This is a genomic window from Kitasatospora sp. NPDC029367, assembly GCF_055569135.1.
The window spans coordinates 1-21179 of record NZ_JBVHYH010000109.1 but is presented as its reverse complement, the minus strand read 5'-3'; the positions used below and the strand labels follow the sequence as shown (position 1 = coordinate 21179).

Here is a 21179-nt window from a genome sequence, read left to right as displayed (position 1 = left end):
GGTGGCGGTCCTCCGAGGAGGACCGCCACCGCCGTTCTCGGCTTCTCACCGGTCGGACCGGTCGGACGGGGCTGCTACCCGGCCGCTCCGCCGCCGCCCTGCATGCCGCCGCCGGTGCTGGTCGGGGTCGGCTTGCCGCCGGTGCCGCCGTTGCCACCGGCGCCGCCCCCGTTACCACCTCCGGTGCTCCCGGTCGGCGTCGGCGACTGGCAGATCCCCAGGAAGCAGGAGCCCGTCGGCGTGGGCTGGTGGGGGGTCCGCGACGGCGGCGCGGTCGGCGGGCAGTCCACGCCCTGCACGCAGCCGCTGCTCTGGGTCGGCTGCGGGGGCTGCGGCTGGTTGGGCTGCTGGGTCGGCTGCTGGGTCTCCACCGTGGTCGGCGTGGAGCTCGCGCTCTGGGTGGGCGTCGCGCTGACCGTGGACGGCGCGCCGGAGGAGTCCACCTCGGTGCCGACCGGCTGCGGGGTCGGGAAGTCCATCTTCTTCTCGTTGGCCAGGGCGGCCTTCATGTACCGGGTGAAGATGTCGGTGGGGATGTCACCACCGTGGATGGACTCCTTGCCGCCGGTGCCGTTGAGGGACTCCCGGTCGTGCTTGCTCGGGTCCTCGCGCCACATCGCGACGCTGGTCACCAGCTGCGGGGTGTAGCCGACCCACCAGGCCGACTTGTTCTGGTCGGTGGTACCGGTCTTGCCGGCCACCGGGCGGCCCAGGCTGTTGGTCTTGGTACCGGTACCGTTCTTGGCCACGTTCACCAGCACGTCGGTGACGTTGTCCGCGACGGCCGGCTCCAGCGCCACCTTGACGTCCTTCTTGCCGAAGCCCGGACGCTCCTTGCCGTCCACCTCGACCTTGGTGACCGAGTAGGGCTCGGCCTCCTTGCCGCTGGCGGCCAGGGTGCCGTAGCCGGTGGCCATCCGGATCGGGCTGATGGTCGAGGTGCCGAGCGGGAAGGTCGCGGTCTTCGGGTCGGCCAGGCTCTCCCGCTTGATGCCCATCTGCACGGCCATGTCGGCCACGGCGGGGCCGCCGACGTCCTGGTTGAGCTGGACGAACGGCACGTTGTACGACCACTGCATGGCCTGCCGCAGCGAGACGTAGCCGCGCTTGCCGGCGTCCTCGTTCTTCTGCCGGTAGGGCTTGCCGTCGTCGCCGATCACCAGCGAGCCGTCCGGCTTGCGGATCTCGGACATGTCGTCGGCGAGGTAGCGGCTGTCGGCGTTGATCCGCTTCGGCTTGCCGTCCGTGTCCTTCGCGGTCTGCACACCGGTCTGCATCGCGGTGGCCAGCACGAAGGGCTTGAAGGTCGAGCCGACCTGGACACCGCCGGCGTTGGCGTTGTTGTCGAAGTGGCCGTTCTCCACGCCGTCGCCGCCGTAGATGGCGACCATCGCCCCGTCACCGGGCCTGATGCTGGCGGCGCCGAACTGGACGAAGGTGTCGTTGTTGGGCCGCTTCTGCGGGTCGAGGTTCTCGCCCTTGACGTCGTCGACGGCCTTCTTGAGGGCGTCGACCTTGTCCTTCTCGAAGGTGGTGTAGATCTTCAGGCCGCCCTTGTCGATCATCTGCTGGGTGACCGACTTGTCGGTGGCCATCACGTACTGGTTGGCGGTGTCGACCAGGTAGCTGATCTCACCGTTCATGTTGGAGCTGGGCTTCAACGCGATCGGCTCGGGGAAGGTGGTGCACTTCGCCCGCTCCTCCGCAGTGGCGTTGTGGGTGGTCACCATCCGGTCCAGGATCCACTTCCAGCGCTCCACCGCGCGTTCGTGGTTGGCCGGCTTGGAGGGGTCGTAGTAGTTGGCACCCTTCAACAGACCGGCCAGCATCGCGCTCTGGCAGAGGTTCAGGTCCTTGGCGTTGACCCCGTAGTACGCCTGCGCCGCGGCCTGGGCGCCGTTGGCGTTGCGACCGAACCAGCTGGTGTTGAGGTACCCCTTGAGGATGTCCTCCTTGGACTTCTGCCGGTTGATCTTGAGCGTGATGAAGAATTCCTTCACCTTGCGGTCGATGGTCTGTTCCTGGCTCAGGTAGGCGTTCTTGACGTACTGCTGGGTGATCGTCGAGGCGCCCTGGGTCTCGCCGCCCTTCGCCATGTTGTAGACGGCGCGCAGCATGCCCTTGGGGTCGATGCCGCTGTCGGTGCGGAAGGTCTCGTTCTCGGCCGAGATGACGGCGTTCTGCAGGTTGGGGCTGATGTCGCTGAGTTCGACGATCTGCCGGTTGGTGTCGCCCTTGCGGGTCATCTCCGAGCCGTCGGCCCAGTAGTAGATGGTGTTCTGGTTGTTCACCAGGGCCTTGAGGTCGGGGACCTCGGTGGTCTGGTAGAGGTAGAACACGCCGCCCACGCCCATGGCGAAGAACAGCAGGAAGACGCTGAACACCAGTTTCCAGGAGGGCAGCCAGCGCCGGAAGCCGGTCTTGCCGAACCGCGGGTAGTCGATGAAGCGCTTCTTGCCGGGGCCGGCCGCGGCAGCGGAGGCGGCGGCGGCACCGCGCCGGCCACCGCCCTTGCCCTTCTTCTGGGCGGCCTTGCGCATCTCGGCACGGGTCATCCGGGGTTGCTGGGCGGTCTCCCGGACACCGGGCGGGCGTCGACGGCCGATCCCTTCCGAGCCCAGTTCGTCGGGACCGGGGCCGCCCCGACGGCCGCCGCCTCCCGGCGGCTGCTGCCCGTCACCGCCCGAATTGGGCGTCCTTCGCCGTCGCTCGCTCATGTTTCCAGCCGCTCCTCGCCAGGCCCGGTCGACCTGTTGGCAGGGTTCCTGTCCGATGCCCGGACCGCCCTAACCCCGGAGGTTGGTCCTCGTGCACACGCGACAGCGTACGCAGCGGGAAATCCCTCCTAATCGGGCATCAGGTGCCAATACCCGCAAAACGGCAGCAGATCATTACACGCCCGTTGCCAACCCCACCCGCGCGTCGGCTTGTGATCACATTCACGCGTGCCCCCCTTGCTCGTTCCGGGGGTCGGGTTTACTGTTCTCGATATATCGAGCCGATACATCGAAGCGGCATACCGCCGATGCAGCGGCCGGAGCGAGGGTCGAGAGGGAGGAGGACGACGGCAGTGGGCAGGCGCTCAGGAGTGCTGGAGTTCGCCGTCCTCGGGCTGCTCCACGACGCCCCGATGCACGGCTACGAACTGCGCAAACGGCTCAACATCCTGCTCGGGGCACTGCGGGCGCTCTCCTACGGAACGCTCTACCCGTGCTTGAAGAGCCTGGTCGCCCAGGGCTTCCTGGTCGAGGACAACCCGGACGTCGAGTACGTCCCGGCCACCGCGCTCAACGGCAAGCGGTCGAAGATCGTCTACCGGCTCTCCCCCGAGGGCAAGCAGCGCTTCGAGGAGCTGCTCGCCGACTCCGGCCCGGAGGCCTGGGAGGACGAGCGCTTCGGCGTCCACTTCGCCTTCTTCGGTCAGACCGACCGAGCGGTCCGGATGCGCGTCCTGGAAGGCCGCCGCAGCCGGCTGGAGGAGCGCCTGGAGCGGATGCGCAACGCGCTGGCCCGCGCCCGCGAACGGTTCGACGACTACACCGTCGAACTCCAGCGGCACGGCCTGGAATCGGTGGAGCGCGAGGTCCGGTGGCTCAACGAGCTGATCGAGACCGAGCGGGCCAACCGCACCGGCCGGACCGGGCCCGCCACCGGCGCCCCCACCGGGACCGCCGGAACCACCGCCGTACCCCACACGACTTCGGACGGCCGTGGCCAGGAGACCGGGTCCCCCGACCCGTCCGGGCCACCGTACGACCGCCCGGGGCGCTCCGCCCAGGAGCGCTGACACCGCGTCAGCCCTGTGCCACGCGGCAGGAGTGGGCGCCTCGCGCCCGTACAAGCAGTCATTCGAAGAAGCAGGACGAGTGCCGTCGGTTCCGACGGCGCTCATGAGATCACAGGGAGCAACCGGAATGGGTTCGGTTCGCGTAGCCATCGTGGGCGTGGGCAACTGCGCCGCGTCGCTGGTGCAGGGTGTCGAGTACTACAAGGACGCCGACCCGGCCGGCAAGGTCCCCGGGCTGATGCACGTCCAGTTCGGTGACTACCACGTCCGTGACGTGGAGTTCGTCGCCGCCTTCGACGTCGATGCCAAGAAGGTCGGCTTCGACCTGGCCGACGCCATCGGCAGCAGCGAGAACAACACCATCAAGATCTGCGACGTCCCGCCGACCGGCGTGACCGTCCAGCGCGGCCACACCCTCGACGGCCTGGGCAAGTACTACCGGGAGACCATCGAGGAGTCGGACGAGGCCCCGGTCGACGTCGTCCAGGTCCTCAAGGACCAGCAGGTCGACGTCCTGGTCTGCTACCTGCCCGTCGGTTCCGAGCAGGCCGCCAAGTTCTACGCCCAGTGCGCCATCGACGCCAAGGTCGCCTTCGTGAACGCCCTGCCGGTGTTCATCGCGGGCACCAAGGAGTGGGCGGACAAGTTCACCGAGGCCGGCGTGCCGATCGTCGGTGACGACATCAAGTCCCAGGTCGGCGCCACCATCACGCACCGCGTGATGGCCAAGCTGTTCGAGGACCGCGGTGTCATCCTCGAGCGCACCATGCAGCTGAACGTCGGCGGCAACATGGACTTCAAGAACATGCTCGAGCGCGAGCGCCTGGAGTCCAAGAAGATCTCCAAGACCCAGGCCGTCACCTCGCAGATCCGCGACCGCGAGCTGGGCGCCAAGAACGTCCACATCGGTCCCTCGGACTACGTGGCCTGGCTGGACGACCGCAAGTGGGCCTACGTCCGCCTGGAGGGTCGCGCGTTCGGCGACGTCCCGCTGAACCTGGAGTACAAGCTCGAGGTCTGGGACTCCCCGAACTCGGCCGGTGTCATCATCGACGCCGTCCGCGCCGCGAAGATCGCCAAGGACCGCGGCATCGGCGGCCCGATCCTGTCGGCCTCCTCGTACTTCATGAAGTCCCCGCCGGTCCAGTACTTCGACGACGAGGCCAAGGAGAACGTCGAGAAGTTCATCCGCGGCGAGGTCGAGCGCTGAACGCAGCTCGGTTCGCGACTGTCGAGCTCTGAGCGCTGAGCTGACCGCTCGTAACGTTGTTAGAAGGGCTCACGACCACCCGGTCGTGAGCCCTTCACGTTCGCGCAGCGAATGTTTCACGTGAAACGGCGCCCGGTTCCGTGGCACCCTGGGCGGGTGGCGATCACCGAGAACGGCAGCACCCACCAGTCCGCGCACCGCGCCACGCTCCTCGGTCTGCTCCGCGGCCGGGACTTCCGCCGACTGCTCACCGCCCGGGTGCTCTCCCAGCTCTCGGACGGCGTCTTCCAGGTCTCGCTCGCCGCCTACGTGGTCTTCTCCCCCGAGAAGCAGTCCTCCCCCGCCGACATCGCCTCGGTGCTGGCCGTGATGCTGCTGCCGTTCTCGGTGATCGGCCCGTTCGCCGGGGTGCTGCTGGACCGCTGGCGCCGGCGCCAGGTGCTCTACTTCGGCAACCTGGCCCGCTTCGGGCTGGGCCTGGCCACCGGCGCGCTGCTCCTGGTCGAGGCGCCGACCTGGCTGTTCTTCGCCTCGGCGCTGCTGGTCACCGCGCTCAACCGGTTCATCCTGGCCGGGCTGTCGGCCGCGCTCCCCCGGGTGGTCGAGCAGGACCGGCTGGTCACCGCCAACGCCCTCTCCCCCACCCTCGGGACCGTCGCCGCCGCCTCGGGCGGAGGCATCGGCTTCCTGCTGCACCAGCTGATGGCCCCCGGGCCGAAGGCGGACGCCGCGCTGGTCACCGTCGCCTCGCTGCTCTACCTCTCGGCCGCGCTGGCCGCCCGCCGGATGGACCGCGACCTGCTCGGCCCGGACCAGCACGGCGAGCGCCCCGCGCTCCGCCAGGCACTGGTGCGGGCCGCCGTCGGGCTCGGCGCCGCCGTCCGCCACCTGGTGCGGGACTGCCGCCCGGCCGTGCACGCGCTGGCCGCCGTGACGGCGGCCCGGTTCTGCTACGGCGTGCTGATCGTGGTCGTGGTGATGCTCGCCCGCTACACCTTCAACGCCCCGACCGACAGCGCGGCCGGGCTGGCCACCCTCGGCCAGGCGGTCGGGCTGTCGGCCGCCGGGTTCTTCGTCGCCGCGGTGGTCAGCCCCTGGTGCACCCGCCGACTGGGCCTGGCCGGTTGGATGACGGTCTGCCTGCTCGCCCCGGTGGTCTTCGTCCCCGCGCTGGGCCTGTTCTTCGCCCCGGTCCCCACCCTGGCCGCCGCGCTGCTGCTCGGGGTGGTCACCCAGGGCACCAAGATCTGCGCCGACACCGTGGTGCAGGAGTCGGTCGAGGACGAGTACCGCGGCCGCGTCTTCGCCATCTACGACGTGCTGTTCAACGTCGCCTTCGTGGCCGCCGCCCTGGTGACGGCGCTGGTGCTGCCGCTGTCCGGCCGCTCGGTCACGGTGGTGGTCGGGGTGGCGGTGGTGTACGGGCTGACCGCGGTGGGCTACCTGCGGGCCGCCCGGCGGTCCGGCCCCCTGCCCGGCGAGGCGCACTGACGCCGGCGGGGGCCCACTGACACCGCGCGGTACCGGAATCGAAACCACTTCGTCCCGGAGTCCGGCTGCGGCCACCGGACCGATTGCGTCCGACCCAGTCGCTAAGGTACGTAAACCTGTCGGAAAGACAGCACTCTGCCACGGGGGGCGAACTGATGAGCACACCGACCGGTCCGTACGGGCCGCCGCCACCCGCGGCGCCCGGCTTCGGTCCGCCCCCACCCGGGTACGCCCAGGCGCCGTACGGCGGACCACCCGCCCAGCAGCCGTACGCCCCGGGCCCGTACGGCGGCCCGCCGCCGGGCCCCCAACCCCCGTACGGCCAGGCCCCGTACCCCCAGCCTCCCCACGGGCAGGCGCCGTACGGGCCGCCGCCGCCCGCCGGGCCGTACGGCTACCCGCAGCCCGGTGCGGCCCCCACGGCGCCGCCCGCCAAGCGCGGTGCCCGCGCCAAGCTGCGGATCGCCGGGGCGGTCGGCGGCTGCGTCGTGCTCGCGGGCGCGTACTTCTTCAGCGGCCCGAACGTCAGCAGCGCCAAGCCCGGGGACTGTGTCCGGGTGAGCGGCTCCCGTGACGTCGAGATCGTCAAGTGCACTGATTCCAAAGCGAATTACAAGGTGCTGTCGAAGTTCACCGGCACCACCGACGTGACCCGCTGCCGGCAGACCCCGCAGACCACCAGCGCCGTCTCGGGCAAGAGCGGCCGCCGCTGGAACAAGACGCGGTACGTGCTCTGCCTCGGCCCCCTGACCCCCACCACCACCGGCTACCCGCCGGTGAAGAAGTCCTGACCCTTCCACCAACGTCCTTGTTCCGGGGGATCCCTTGTCCGCTCCACCTCCTCCCCAGCTGCCCTACGGCCCGCCACCCGGTGACGGCAACCCGTACGCCGGCGGCCCGTACGGCGCCCCGCCTCCGCCGCCCCCGCCGGGGTACGGCTACCCGAGCGCCCCGCCGCCGCCGGAGCAGCCGTACGGCGCCCAGCCGCCCGGCTACGGCTACGGCTACCCGCCGCCGGCCCCGACGGACGGGGAGCACTGCCGCTTCTGCGGCGGCTTCCCGGCCGTGCGCGCCACCGTCCGCGGCCACCAGGGCCTGCTGATCGCGTTCCGGATGCTGCGGATGCACGGCCCGTTCTGCCGTACCTGCGGCACGGCCACCGTGCGCGACATGTCCGCCAGGACGCTGGTCCAGGGCTGGTGGAGCTGGGTCTCGCCGATCCTGACCGTGATCACCCTGCTGATGAACCTCGGCGCCCACAACCGGATCAAGCGGCTGCCGCCGCCCATGCCGGGCACCCACGGCCCGCAGCTGGACCCGGGCACCCCGCTGGGCAGCCGTCCGCACATAGCCATGCTGCTGGTGCCGGTCTCGCTGCTGGTCACCGGGGTCCTGCTGGCCACCGGCGTGATCGGCCCGAAGCAGGACTCCGGCCCCGTGGCGGGGCCGAAGCCGACCGACACGGTGACCTTCTCGCCGTCGCCGCGGCCGTCGCCCACGTTCAGCTACACCCCGCCGCCGATCCCGATGCCCACCTTCTCCCTGCCGAGCATCACCCTGCCGCCGCCCGCGACCAAGGACGACGTCGACAGCGCCGGCATCGGCGACTGCCTGCGCAACGAGAACTCCAACAGCGCGACCGCGGACGACCACCCGAACATCACCGTGCTGCCCTGCACCGACCCCAAGGCCCAGTACAAGGTGGTCTACAAGTACTTCGCCACCTCGGACGAGAAGGTCTGCGAGAAGCAGCCGAAGTCGGACAGCTCCTACACCCGCACCTACACCAAGCTCCCCTCGCTGAACTACGTGCTCTGCCTCAAGCACGTCAACGGCTGACCGGACGCGAGCGCGGCGGTCACCGTCCCGAAGGGGATGGTGACCGCCGCGCGGTGCGTCCGGGGCGTCGCCCGGGTCAGCCCTGCTGCTGCTCGGCCCACCAGGCTCGCAGCGCCGCGACCGCCTCGTCGGGCTCCATCGGGCCGTGCTCCAGCCGCAGTTCGAGCATGTGCTTGTACGCCTTGCCGACCTGCGGGCCGGGTCCCAGGCCGAGCAGCTCCATGATCTGGTTGCCGTCCAGGGCCGGGCGGATGGCGTCCAGCTCCTCCTTGGCCTGCAGTTCGGAGATCCGCTCCTCCAGGCCGTCGTAGGTGCGCGACAGCGCGGCCGCCTTCTTCTTGTTGCGGGTGGTGCAGTCGGAGCGGGTCAGCTTGTGCAGGCGCTCCAGCAGCGGCCCGGCGTCGGTGACGTAGCGGCGCACCGCCGAGTCGGTCCACTCGCCGCCGCCGTAGCCGTGGAAGCGCAGGTGCAGCTCGACCAGGCGCGAGACGTCCTCGGTGAGCTCCTTGGAGTACTTGAGCTCCCGCATCCGCTTGCGGGTCATCTTGGCCCCGACCACCTCGTGGTGGTGGAAGGAGACCCGGCCGTCCGACTCGAAGCGGCGGGTGCGCGGCTTGCCGATGTCGTGCAGCAGCGCGGCCAGCCGCAGGGTGAGGTCCGGGCCGTCCTGCTCCAGGTCGATGGCCTGCTCCAGGACGGTCAGCGAGTGCTCGTAGACGTCCTTGTGCCGGTGGTGCTCGTCGCTCTCCAGCTGCAGCGCGGGCAGCTCCGGCAGCACGTGCCCGGCCAGGCCGGTGTCGACCAGCAGCCGCAGGCCCTTCACCGGGTGGGCGGCCAGCAGCAGCTTGTTCAGCTCGGCCTGCACCCGCTCCGCCGAGACGATGGTGATCCGCTCGGCCATCGCGGTCATCGCGGCGACCACCTCGGGCGCCGGGTCGAAGTCCAGCTGGGCGGCGAAGCGGGCGGCCCGCATCATCCGCAGCGGGTCGTCGGAGAAGGACTCCTCGGGGGTGGCGGGGGTGCGCAGCACCCGGGCCTCCAGGTCCTCCAGGCCGTGGTGCGGGTCGACGAAGCCGCGGCCGGGCAGGTCGACGGCCATCGCGTTGACCGTGAAGTCGCGGCGGACCAGGTCCTGCTCGATGGTGTCGCCGTAGGTCACCTCGGGCTTGCGGGAGGTGCGGTCGTACGCCTCGGAGCGGTAGGTGGTGATCTCGATCAGGAAGGAGCCCTCGGGGGTGTCCTTGCGGGCACCGACCGTGCCGAAGGCGATGCCGACGTCCCAGACCGCGTCCGCCCAGCCCTTGACCAGCTTGAGCACCTGCTGCGGCCGGGCGTCGGTGGTGAAGTCCAGGTCGTTGCCGAGCCGGCCGAGCAGCGCGTCCCGCACCGAGCCGCCGACCAGGGCCAGCCGGTGCCCGGCCGCCTGGAAGCGGCGGGCGATCTCGTCGGCGACCGGCGAGACCCGCAGCAGCTCTTGCAGCCCCATCGTCTGGGCCTCGCTCAGGCCTGGGACGACCTGGAGGGCGGTGCTGGAACGGTCGATACGCGCGGTGGGCTCATTGGCAGTGGACACGGCTCACAAGGGTACGTGCCCCGGAAGGTCAACCGCCCGCGCGTTTTGGGCGTCTCACCCCACAGCCCGCAACACTGCACGCCAGGCTGGATCGTTACCATGCCGGTGGACGAAGCGCGGACACCGGAACCGGGGATGCGGTGTCGCGTGCCGCCGTGCCGACGGATCCCTCCGCGGCAGCGGGGTGGCGTACGTCGTCGAGCGAAGAACGTCGAACGAAGAACGTCGAGCGGGGAACGTCGGGCGACCGTGCCGGACGGACAGCATCAGCAGCGAGCGAGCGAACAGAACGGCGAGGGCGAAACGAGTGAGTGAGCCGGCACGGCACTCGGGCCTGGGGGCGCACCGACGACCTGGACGGGCCGACGGCCCGACCGAACCCCGCACCGGGGAACGGCGCACCGGCGGCCGCGCGCGCCGCTTCGCCGCCGCCTGCGGCGCGCTCCTGGCACTGGTCGCGGCCGCCCCCGCCGCGGCCCTGCCGGCCGGCGGCAACGTCCGCCCGAGCGTCGACTCGACGGCCACCGCGGAGTACCCGGTGGTGCTGACCATCGAGACGGTCACCCCGCAGCTGGCCGTCCAGAACGGCACCGTGTCCATCACCGGTCACGTCACCAACTCCGGCAAGTCGGCCCTCAAGGGCGCCCACGCCGCGGTCCGCAAGCCGGTCTCCAGTAAGCCCCTGCAGCGGCGCAGCGAGCTCCAGGGCGTGGCCGCCCGGACCAGCCCGCGGGGCGACGACGGGACGGAACTGGACAGCCCGCAGTACGCCCTGCCGGAGCTCAACCCGGGCCAGAGCCTGCCGTACACCCTGAGCGTCGCGGTGAGCGACCTCGGCTTCTCCGAGAGCGGCGTCTACGAGCTCGCGGTGGACGCCTGGGGCTCGACCGCGGACAACCCGCGCGACCGGGCCCTGGGCATCGCCCGCACCTTCCTGCCCTACTCCCAGGGCAGCAGCGAGGCCCAGCCGACCAAGGTCGCCACCCTCTGGCCGCTGGTGCACGCGCCGGTGCTGGCCGCGCAGACCTACGCCGAGGGCGACCAGAGCCTCTCCGTGCTGCGCGACGACAGCCTGGCCGCCGACCTCGCGCCGGGCGGCCGGCTGTACGAGCTGGTCGACACCGGCGCCAAGCTGAACGGGCTGACCTGGGTGGTCGACCCGGACCTGCTGGACGCCGCGTTCGCGATGACCAAGCCGTACCGGGTGCAGAAGCCGGGCAACGAGTCCTCCGGAAAGTCCGCCAAGGACGAGAACACCGTCGGCCGCCCCGCCTCGGCCGCCGCCGACGCCTGGCTGAACAAGCTGCGGGCGGCCGTCGCCAAGTCGGGCAGCCAGGTCGTCGCGCTGCCGTACGCCGACCCGGACCTCGCCTCGATCGCGCACAACGGCGCCGACCTGAGCGGCATGGGCACCGCCCTGAGCAAGGCCGCCACCGCCGGCCGGCTGACCGTCGAGGGCCGGCTCTCGGTGGACACCCGCTCCGACGTGGCCTGGCCGTACCAGGGCTACCTCGACCAGCAGATCGCCGGCATCGCCCGGCAGGCGGGCAGCAGCCTGGTGCTGGTCAACGGCGCGAGCATGCCCGACCCGGACTCGGTCAACTACACCCCGACCGCGGTGCGCCCGATCGGCAACGGGCAGAACGCGGTGGTCGCCGACGACCCGGTCTCCGCACCCTTCCAGAAGGACCTGAGCACCCCGAAGGACCAGACCGACGCGACTCAGCGCTTCCTCGCCGAGACCTACGCGATCACCCACGAGCAGCCGCAGAACCAGCGCGGCCTGCTGGTGATGCCGCCGCGCGAGCTGACCGCCAACACCGCCAAGGCGCTGGCCGGCGCCCTGCAGACGGCCGGGGACAAGTGGCTGACCCCGGTGAAGCTGGACGTGCTGGCCCAGGCCGCGCCGGACCCGAAGGCCAACACCGGCGTCCCCTCGCCCGCCGACTACCCGACCCAGGCCCGCGCCTCCGAGCTGCCCGCCTCCGCCCTGAGCGGCACCGACGATCTCCAGCAGAAGCTGGACACCCTGATGCGGGTGCTCACCCTGCCACAGCGGGTGCGCGGCCCGTTCAGCGCCGCGATGGTCCGCTCGCTGTCCACCGAGTGGCGGGCCCAGGCGCCGTCCGGCGACGCCTACCGCACCGGCGTCACCAACTACCTGAACGAGCTCACGACCGCCGTCCAGGTCCCGAGGAAGAACGTGGTCACCCTGGCCGGGAACACCGGCCAGCTCCAGGTCAGCGTGCGCAACGACCTCACCCAGACGGTCACCAACCTGCAGCTGCGGCTCACCTCGAACCAGCCGAACAGGCTGCGGGTCGGCCTGCCGGAGCAGCTCGTCCTCCCCGCCTCGCAGAGCGTCACCCTGCGCTTCAACGCCGAGGCCCGCAGCAACGGCCCGGTCACCATGGTCGCCCAGCTGTGGACCACCGGCCCCGATTCCCGGCCCTACGGCCAGCCCCAGACCTTCACCGTCGAGGTCACCTCGGTGACCAACGGGGTGCTGTACGTCTTCGCCGGCGCCGCCGTGCTGCTGGTGCTCGCCGCGCTGCGCTTCGTCCGCCAGCGCAAGCGGCGCGGCGGGCAGCCGCACGAGGACGGCGACCAGCCGGTCGGGGACGGCCCGGCGGACGGCGGGCCGGCGGGCGCCGCCGCGGCCGAGCCCACCGAGCCCACCGAGCCCGCCGAGCCCACCCAGCCGACCGACCCGGACGCCACCACGGCGGACCGGGCGGCGGACCGGCCGGAGAACGGTGCCGCGGACGGGGGTCCCACGCAGACACCGCGCGCCAGCAGCCCGGATGGCCGGGATCGGACCGCCAGTGATGAGAAGGTTGGTCCTTGACACCGCCGACCCCCCGCAACCCCGGGCCGGTCTCCCCCCACAACAGCGAAGAGGTGACATGACCGGGCGCAGCGAGGAGCGGCCGCCGGGCCGCGGTGAGAGCCGGCCGGGCGCCGAGTCGCCCTCCGGCGACTGGTACGTGGCCGACACCTACGCCCAGGACCCGTACGCCGCACAGGCGTACGGGACGGCGCAGGACGGTCAGGACCCGTACGGCCTCCAGGCCGGACGGCCCGCCGCGGCGCCGCCGCCGGCCACCGCGTACGACGTGCCGCCGCAACTGCCGCCGCAGGGCGGCGGCTACCCGACGCCGGTGCCGTCGACACCGTTCTCGCCCCCCGTGCCCCCCGTGCAGCCCGGCTGGGACACCCCGGTGCAGCCCGGCTGGCCGCAGCAGGCCGCCCCCGCGGCACCGGTCTCCGCCCCGGCCCCCGGGGCGTGGAGCCAGCCGCAGCCGCAGTGGGAGCCGGGCCCGGCATCCGCCTGGAACACCGAGACCACCGAGTACGTCGGGGTGGACGCGCTGTTCGGCGGCGGTCAGCCGGAGGCCGCGGCCCAGCCGCCCGCCCCCCAGCCCGCCCCCGTGCCCCCGGCCTCGGCGGTGCCGCCGGGCGCGCCCGCGCCGTACCCGCCGATGGGCGGCTACCCGGGGCAGCCGCAGCACGGCGGCCACGACGGGCAGCGGCCGTTCGTGCCGCCGATCGAGTTCGACCCGCCGCTCTCCGAGGAGGAGGCCACCATGCAGGTGGCCGCCGTGGCGGTGCCCCCGGCGGTCGAGCCGCTGGCGGACCTCGCCGAGGAGCAGGCCGCCCCCGCGGCCGAGCCCGCCCCGGCCCCCGGCGGCGGTGGCGGCAAGGTCGCCGGCCTGCTGAGCTCCAGCGCGATCATGGCGGCCGGCACCCTGGTCTCCCGCGGCACCGGCTTCCTGCGGACCATGGTGATCGCCGGCGCGATCGGCATCGCGGTCATGGGTGACTCGTACAACGCGGCGAACACCCTGCCCACCCTGCTGTACATCCTGATCGGCGGCGGCGCGCTGAACGCGGTCTTCGTGCCGCAGCTGGTGCGCAGCATGAAGAACGACGAGGACGGCGGGACGGCCTACGCCAACCGGCTGCTCACCCTGGTGATGGTCGGACTCGGCGGCGTGGTCTTCCTGGCCGTGCTCGGGGCGCCCCTGCTGGTCCAGCTGATCGCCCACCCGATGATGACCAACCCGGCCCGCGCCGACACCACGGTGGCCCTGGCCCGCTACTGCCTGCCGACCATCTTCTTCATGGGCGTCCACGTGGTGATGGGCCAGATCCTCAACGCCCGGGGCCGGTTCGGCGCGATGATGTGGACCCCGGTCCTCAACAACATCGTGGTGATCTTCACCTTCGGTGCCTACATCTGGGTCTACGGCGGCTTCAACGGCACCCAGATCACCCCGGAGAACATCACCCCGGAGGGCGTCCGGCTGCTCGGCCTGGGCACCCTGCTCGGCCTGGTGGTCCAGTCGCTGGCGATGATCCCGTACCTGCGGGCCGCCGACTTCCGCTTCCGGCCGCGCTTCGACTGGCGCGGCCACGGCCTGGGCAAGGCCGCCCGGCTGGCCAAGTGGACCTTCTTCTTCGTGCTCGCCAACCAGGCCGGCTACCTGGTCATCACCCAGCTGGCGACCGCCGCCGGCAGTGCCGCCGAACAGGGCGGGCACGGCGGTGTCGGCCTCTCGGCCTTCTCCAACGCCCTGCTGATCTGGCAGCTCCCGCAGGCCGTCATCACCGTCTCGATCATGAGCGCGGTGCTCCCCCGGCTCTCCCGCGCGGCCGCCGACGAGGACGCTGGCGCCGTCCGGGACGACCTGTCGTACGGGCTGCGCACCACCGCGGTGGCGGTCGTCCCGGCGGCCTTCCTGTTCCTGGCGCTCGGCCCGGCGATCGGCCGCTCGATCTACGCGGTCGGCGGCGGCGGGACGGCCCTGGACAACGCGACCAACGTCGGCCTGATGCTCTCGGCCTTCGCGCTCGGGCTGATCCCGTACTCGGCCCAGTACGTGATGCTGCGCGGCTTCTACGCCTACGAGGACACCCGGACACCGTTCTCCAACACCGTCTGGGTGGCGGTCTGCCAGGCCGGCTTCTCGCTGATCTGCTGGGTCGCGCTGCCCGCGCAGTGGACGGTGACCGGCATGGCCTTCGGCTACGGCCTCGCCTACGCCGTCGGAGTGACGGTCGCGGTGCCCAAGCTCAAGAAGAAGATCGGCGGGCTGGACACCAAGCGGATCGGCAAGACCTACAGCCGGCTGGCCACGGCCTGCGTCCCGGCCGCGGTGGTCGGCCTCGGCGTCAGCCTGGCGGTCCAGCAGGTGCTCGGCGGCTGGCCGGGCAGCGTGCTGTCGGTCCTGCTGGGCGGCGGCCTCCAGCTGCTGGTGTTCGTGTTCATCGCGAAGCGCCTGCGGATCGAGGAGATGAACGCCATGCTGGGCATGGTCCGCGGCCGACTGGGCCGCTGAGTCCGAGTACAACCGGCCGGACGAGCGGGCGCCCTGACCGGGCGTCGACCGGGGCCGACACCGCCCCCGCCCGTCCGGCCGCAGCACGGGCCGCCACCCACCACCGGACACGCCCGGGCCGCCACGTGGCGGCCCGGTGTCGGATCTGCACCACATCTCTCCACCGGCATGCAACCGAGCGGACCCTTCAGCGGTCGTACCCGGTGGTGAAGAGTGGGCACAATTGTCCTGGAGCACAGGGCGGCCAATCCGCGGGCTCCAGCGACTCTCTCAGGCCGGGGCGACACAAGGGGAGGCAGGACCACGGTGGCTGATGGCACCAAGGCGGTCGTCGACACGTCAACAGCTGACGCGGCGGCGGACGAGGCCGCGCTGGCTGCGGCGATCGACGAGCTCGGGAGCGGGGACACCGCCCCGGCGGACTCCGCCGACGCCTCCTCCACGAACGCCCCCGGGAACTCCTCCGCGGCCTCCGCCGAGGCCCCCACCAAGGCCGGCGGCAAGTCCAAGGCCAAGGCCGAGTCCCCCGCCGAGCCCGACAGCGGGGACGACGAAGAGGTCGACGACAAGGAGGGCCCGACCCCCGGGACGGCGGTGAGCGAGGAGACCTCGGAGATCACCGCCCCGCTCTCCGTCCACGAGATCGCCGCCGAACTGGCGGCCGGCTCCCCACGGAAGAAGCCCGCTCCCGCCCCGCAGCCCGCCCCCGAGAAGCGCCGCCCCACCGACCCCCAGCCCACCGTCGACCCGCGCGACACCGCCACCCTCCCGCGCACCCTCCCCGCGCCGATGCGGCACAGCGGCGACAAGATCGGCCACCGGTACCTGCTGGAAGAGTGCATCTCCCAGACCGAGACCTTCAGCAGCTGGCGCGCCGTCGACGAGAAGCTGCGCCGGGCCGTCGGCGTCCACCTGATGGCCTCCGGCCACCAGCGCGCCCGCAAGGTGCTGGCCGCCGCCAAGTCCGCGGCCCTGCTCGGCGACCCGCGCTTCGTCCAGGTGCTGGACGCCGTCCAGGAGAACGAGCTGGTGTACGTCGTGCGGGAGTGGCTGCCGCACGCCTCCGACCTCGCCAAGCTGCTCGCCGACGGGCCGATGGAGCCGCACGAGGCGTACCAGATGGTCCGCCAGGTCGCCGACGCCGTCGCCGCCGCGCACCGCCGCGGCAAGGCACACCTGCGGCTCACCCCGCGCTGCGTCCTGCGCACCGACAGCGGCCAGTACCGGATCAACGGCATCGCGGTGGACGCCGCCCTGCGCGGGCTGCCCGCCGAGGACTCCACCGAGGACGCCCAGCGCACCGACACCCGGGCCATCGGCGCACTGCTCTTCGCCGCGCTCACCCACCGCTGGCCGTACCCCGAGGACCGCTACGACCTCAAGGGACTGCCCAAGGACCTGCAGAACGCCGCGCCGGACCAGGTCCGCGCGGGCGTCCACAAGGGCCTGTCCGAGCTCGCGGCGCGCGCCCTGTTCGACCACCCGCCGCACCACGCCGAGCCGATCACCACCCCGGAGGAGCTGGTCCGGGCGATCGCGAAGCTGCCCCGGATCCGCCAGCCCGAGCCCGAGCTGCCGGCCTTCCCGACCCCGCCCCGGCACAACACCCACGCCCTCCCGACCGCACCCAACCCCACCCGGGTGGCCGACCCGGCGGTCGCCCCGCTGCCGGCCTCCTCCCGGCCCACCGCCGCCCGGCGCACCAAGCGCCGGCTGCGCCGGGTGGTCAAGGCCACCGCCTGGACGGTCGCCCTGGGCGCGATCGGCGTCGCCTCCTGGCAGTTCGTCGGCAGCCTGCGCAACAACAACCAGGCCGTCGCCACCCCGCAGACCTCGATCAGCAGCACCGCCGCGAGCGCCCGCCCGACGGCCCACCCGCCGGTGCCGATCCAGATCAAGGAAGCCTTCTCCTACAACCCGCGGGGCGACTCCCCGGAGTCCCTCTGGCTGCTCCCGAAGGTCTTCGACGGGGACCCGAACACCGCCTGGGTGACCAAGAGCTACAACGACCCCTTCGGCCCCAAGCCGCCGTTCAAGGACGGCACCGGCCTGCTGATCGACCTCGGCTCGGTGCAGGCGGTCAGCTCGGTGAGCGTCCAGTTCGCCGGCACCCACACGGCCGAGCTCCGGGTGCCGAACGCCCAGGCCGCCGCGAAGCCGCAGGACGCCCAGCCCGAGGCCTTCACCGTGCTGGACAAGCAGACCGGCTCCACCACCGACTTCACCCTGAGCAGCCCGACGAACACGCGTTACCTCTTGATCTGGATGACCAGCCTGCCGAAGGATACGAGCGGCGGCGGTTACCGCGGACAGGTCAACGAGGTGAAGGTCTTCGGCTGACCGCCCGCCCGCGCAGACCGGACGACGGCGACAAGGGGTAGCAGTGGCGGACGACGACGCGGCGCTGCTCGCCCGGCACGTCGCCGGCGACCAGGAGGCCTTCGGCCTGCTGGTGAACCGCCACCGGGACCGCCTCTGGGCGGTCGCCCTGCGCACCCTGGGCGACCGCGAGGAGGCCGCGGACGCCCTCCAGGACGCCCTGGTCTCCGCCTTCCGGGCCGCCGCCGGCTTCCAGGGCCGCTCGGCGGTCACCACCTGGCTGCACCGGATCGTGGTCAACGCCTGCCTGGACCGCGCCCGGCGCAGCGCCACCCGGCGCACCAGCCCGCTGGACGAGGACCCGCAGCGGCTGGACCGCCTGGTCGGCACCGCCGAGCCGGCCGACTCCCCGGTGGTCCGGGCCGAGGTACAGCGCGAGCTGACCGCGGCGCTCGCCGAACTGCCCCCCGAGCAGCGGGCCGCGCTGGTCCTGGTCGACATGCAGGGCTACCCGGTCGCCGAGGCCGCCGAGCTGCTGGGCGTCCCGGTGGGCACTGTGAAGAGCCGCTGCGCCCGCGGCCGGGCCCGGCTGCTCCCCCTGGTCCGGCACCTGCGCGAGACCGACGGCGAGACCAAGGGCGGGACCGACAGCGGGGACGGCGACGGACGGCACGTTTCACGTGAAACACCGGCCGGCCGGCCCCCGGGGCGCCCCGCCCCCGACCCGTCCGGTACCGCCCCGCCCCCGCCGGGCGGGACCAGGGGGAACCCGACGGGCCCCCGCACCGTCACAGGGACAGGCCCGAGCACCGGCCGCACGATGCTGGAAGGAGACGCGAGCACGCGATGACCGCCCCCCTCTCCTCCCCCGGGCCCGCCGACGCCCACCCCTCGGTCGACGAGCTGGCCGACCTCGCCGAGGGCCTGGTCGAGCCCGCCGGGGCCGCCGAGGCCCTGCACCGGCACCTGGACGGCTGCGCCGAGTGCCGCGGCACCGTCGAGGCGCTGGCCGAGGTGCAGACGCTGCTCGGCACCGTCGAGCCCGAACCGATGCCCGCCGACGTCGCCGCCCGGCTGGACGCCGCCCTCGCCGAGGCCGCCCGCGCCGACCACCCCTCCCCGGCGGAGCCCACCGGGCCCACCGGTGCCGCCGGACGCCCCGAGCGGGCCCCCGCCACGCCCGTACGGGCCGCCGCGGCGCCCTCCGCGCCCCCGGCCCGCCCGTCCTCGACCTCCGGCCCCGGCCGCCCCCGCCCGCGCCGCCGCCGGTTCGCCCTGCTGCTCGGGGCGGCCGCCGCGCTGGCCACCGTCGGGCTCGGCGGCGCCCTGCTGCTGCACCAGGACGACTCCCCCGCCCGCACCACCGCCTCCGCCACCGCGGCGGGCACGGTGGGCTCCCCCGGCGAGCAGAGCGCCCGCACCCCGCACCTGACGGGCCCCGGCACCGTCTACCAGGAGGACCGGCTCGCCGACCAGGTGCAGCAACTGCTGGACCGCTCCGGCTCCCAGCCCGGACTGCGCGCCACCGGGCCCGGCAAGTCCGGCGCCGCGCCCGCCGACGGCTCCCGACCGGAGCTCTCCGGCCCCGCCTCGCCCACCGCACCGGTCTCCCCCGCCGACTGCCGCGCCCCCGCCCCGGGCACCCCACTGGCCACCGACCGGGGCAGCTACCAGGGCTCCCCGGTGGACGTCCTGGTCTACCCCGCCCCCGGTCGGCCCGGATTCGTGGACGTCTTCCTGCGCTCCCCCGACTGCGGCCCGGTCGTCCTGCAACGGACCGTCCCCGGCCACTGAGCAGCCCTTCCCAGCCACCGGAAGGCCGTTCCCATGCGATCGACGACCGGGGCGGCACGCCACTTCCGGAGTTCGGGCGCCTGGTACTGATCCGCCTGGGAATGCGAGACACTGGTCAGTCGTTGTCCCGGGCGGCGGAGCAGGACCGCCCTCCCCGCAGCAAACGCGGGTCGCGATGCGAACCAGGAGAAGCAGTGAGCGACGTCCGTAACGTGATCATCATCGGTTCCGGCCCGGCCGGGTACACGGCCGCGCTCTACACGGCCCGTGCCTCCCTCAAGCCGCTGGTCTTCGAGGGAGCCGTCACCGCCGGTGGTGCGCTCATGAACACCACCGAGGTCGAGAACTTCCCCGGCTTCCGGGACGGCATCATGGGCCCCGAGCTGATGGACAACATGCGGGCCCAGGCGGAGCGCTTCGGCGCCGAGCTGATCCCCGACGACATCGTCGCGGTGGACCTCACGGGTGAGGTCAAGACCGTCACCGACTCCGAGGGCAACGTGCACAAGGCCCGCGCCGTGATCGTCACCACCGGCTCCCAGCACCGCAAGCTCGGCCTGCCCAACGAGGACAAGCTCTCCGGCCGCGGCGTCTCCTGGTGCGCGACCTGCGACGGCTTCTTCTTCCGCGACCAGGACATCGCGGTGGTCGGCGGCGGCGACACCGCCCTGGAGGAGGCGACCTTCCTCTCCCGCTTCGCCAGGAGCGTCACGATCATCCACCGCCGGGACAGCCTGCGCGCCTCCAAGGCGATGCAGGAGCGTGCCTTCGCCGACCCGAAGATCCGCTTCGAGTGGGACAGCGCCGTCGACGCCATCCACGGCGACCCCAAGCTGACCGGCGTCACCCTGCGCGACACCAGCACCGGCGAGACCCGCGAGCTGCCCGTCACCGGCCTGTTCATCGCGATCGGCCACGACCCGCGCACCGAGCTGTTCAAGGGCCAGCTCGACCTCGACGCCGAGGGCTACCTCAAGGTCGACGCCCCCTCGACCCGGACCAACATCGAGGGCGTGTTCGGCGCCGGCGACGTCGTCGACCACACCTACCGCCAGGCCATCACCGCCGCCGGCACCGGCTGCTCCGCCGCGCTGGACGCCGAGCGCTACCTGGCCGCCCTGGACGACGCCGAGAACAAGACCGCCGTCGCGGTCTGACCTCCCCGCAACCGACCGAACCCCGCGGGGGTGTTCCACGTGAAACACCCCCGCCCCGGCCAGGCAGAAACAGAACGGGCCCGCCCGTTGTTCACCTGGCAGCAGCCCCCTCCGTCCTAACCCGAGGAGTCCCCGTGGCCGGCGCCACCACCACCGTCACCGACACGACCTTCAAGACCGACGTCCTGGAGAGCGACAAGCCCGTCCTGGTCGACTTCTGGGCCACCTGGTGCGGCCCGTGCCGCCAGGTCGCCCCGCTCCTGGAGGAGATCGCGGCCGAGCACGGCGAGAAGCTGACCGTCGCCAAGCTCGACGTGGACGCCAACCAGGTGACCGCCGCCGAGTACAACGTGATCTCGATCCCGACCCTGATCCTCTTCAAGGGCGGCCAGCCGGTGAAGCAGATCACCGGTGCCCGTCCGAAGGCCGCGCTGCTGCGCGAGCTGGACGGCCTGTTCTAGGCCTCTTCTAGGCCTCTTCTAGGCCTCCCGGTCACTCTCCCGGTCAACCGGGACCCAACGGCGGGGGGGGGGGGGGGGGGGGGGGGGGGGGGGGGGGGGGGGGGGGGGGGGGGGGGGGGGGGGGGGGGGGGGGGGGGGGGTGGAGGGGGGGGGGGGGGGGGGGGGGGGGGGGGGGGGTGGGGGAGGGGGGGGGGGGGGAGAGCGCG

General features: G+C 72.6%; 14 protein-coding genes. 12 read left to right on the top strand and 2 right to left on the bottom strand.

What is annotated here, in order from left to right; genetic code table 11:
- Positions 1 to 74: 74 nt before the first annotated feature.
- A complete protein-coding gene (locus tag ACZ4W5_RS35830; protein ID WP_465659295.1) occupies positions 75 to 2555 on the bottom strand; it encodes a transglycosylase domain-containing protein in 2481 nt (826 codons plus the stop codon).
- Between the two features lie 515 nt (positions 2556 to 3070).
- On the opposite strand from ACZ4W5_RS35830, the gene ACZ4W5_RS35825 reads away from it, so the two are divergent.
- From ACZ4W5_RS35825 to ACZ4W5_RS35805, 5 genes are all read left to right on the top strand, one after another.
- The gene (locus ACZ4W5_RS35825; RefSeq protein WP_402485153.1) at positions 3071 to 3787 is read left to right on the top strand and encodes a PadR family transcriptional regulator; all 717 of its coding nucleotides are present in this window, start codon (positions 3071 to 3073) and stop codon (positions 3785 to 3787) included.
- A 127-nt stretch (positions 3788 to 3914) separates the two neighbouring features.
- Positions 3915 to 4997 carry an inositol-3-phosphate synthase gene (locus tag ACZ4W5_RS35820; RefSeq protein WP_360227589.1) on the top strand — a complete coding sequence of 361 codons (1083 nt, stop codon included), beginning with the start codon at positions 3915 to 3917 and terminating at the stop codon, positions 4995 to 4997.
- Between the two features lie 156 nt (positions 4998 to 5153).
- Positions 5154 to 6488, top strand: a complete 1335-nt coding sequence (locus ACZ4W5_RS35815) for an MFS transporter (protein WP_402485159.1) — start codon at positions 5154 to 5156, stop codon at positions 6486 to 6488.
- Between the two features lie 155 nt (positions 6489 to 6643).
- Entirely contained in the window at positions 6644 to 7279 is a 636-nt protein-coding gene (locus ACZ4W5_RS35810) for an LppU/SCO3897 family protein (RefSeq protein WP_360227595.1), read from the top strand.
- A 34-nt stretch (positions 7280 to 7313) separates the two neighbouring features.
- The gene (locus tag ACZ4W5_RS35805) at positions 7314 to 8327 is read left to right on the top strand and encodes an LppU/SCO3897 family protein (protein ID WP_465659292.1); all 1014 of its coding nucleotides are present in this window, start codon (positions 7314 to 7316) and stop codon (positions 8325 to 8327) included.
- A gap of 76 nt (positions 8328 to 8403) precedes the next feature.
- On the opposite strand, the gene ACZ4W5_RS35800 is transcribed toward ACZ4W5_RS35805, so the two are convergent.
- Entirely contained in the window at positions 8404 to 9813 is a 1410-nt protein-coding gene (locus ACZ4W5_RS35800; RefSeq protein ID WP_465659296.1) for a CCA tRNA nucleotidyltransferase, read from the bottom strand.
- A 394-nt stretch (positions 9814 to 10207) separates the two neighbouring features.
- On the opposite strand from ACZ4W5_RS35800, the gene ACZ4W5_RS35795 reads away from it, so the two are divergent.
- From ACZ4W5_RS35795 to trxA, 7 genes are all read left to right on the top strand, one after another.
- Positions 10208 to 12748, top strand: a complete 2541-nt coding sequence (locus ACZ4W5_RS35795; protein WP_465659290.1) for a DUF6049 family protein — start codon at positions 10208 to 10210, stop codon at positions 12746 to 12748.
- A 58-nt stretch (positions 12749 to 12806) separates the two neighbouring features.
- On the top strand, positions 12807 to 15242 hold the full coding sequence (gene murJ / locus ACZ4W5_RS35790) for a murein biosynthesis integral membrane protein MurJ (RefSeq protein WP_402485168.1): 2436 nt from the start codon (positions 12807 to 12809) through the stop codon (positions 15240 to 15242).
- Between the two features lie 306 nt (positions 15243 to 15548).
- Positions 15549 to 17582: a protein kinase family protein gene (locus ACZ4W5_RS35785; RefSeq protein WP_465659289.1), complete on the top strand. Its 2034-nt coding sequence runs from the start codon at positions 15549 to 15551 to the stop codon at positions 17580 to 17582.
- Between the two features lie 43 nt (positions 17583 to 17625).
- On the top strand, positions 17626 to 18411 hold the full coding sequence (gene sigM / locus ACZ4W5_RS35780) for an RNA polymerase sigma factor SigM (RefSeq protein ID WP_360227610.1): 786 nt from the start codon (positions 17626 to 17628) through the stop codon (positions 18409 to 18411).
- The gene (locus ACZ4W5_RS35775; protein WP_465659287.1) at positions 18408 to 19355 is read left to right on the top strand and encodes a cupin domain-containing protein; all 948 of its coding nucleotides are present in this window, start codon (positions 18408 to 18410) and stop codon (positions 19353 to 19355) included. The genes sigM and ACZ4W5_RS35775 overlap by 4 nt, the downstream gene beginning before the upstream one ends.
- A gap of 194 nt (positions 19356 to 19549) precedes the next feature.
- Complete coding sequence (gene trxB / locus ACZ4W5_RS35770) at positions 19550 to 20512, top strand: thioredoxin-disulfide reductase (protein WP_402485178.1); 963 nt, start codon at positions 19550 to 19552, stop codon at positions 20510 to 20512.
- A gap of 134 nt (positions 20513 to 20646) precedes the next feature.
- Entirely contained in the window at positions 20647 to 20973 is a 327-nt protein-coding gene (trxA, locus tag ACZ4W5_RS35765; protein ID WP_360242807.1) for a thioredoxin, read from the top strand.
- Positions 20974 to 21179 lie beyond the last annotated feature (206 nt).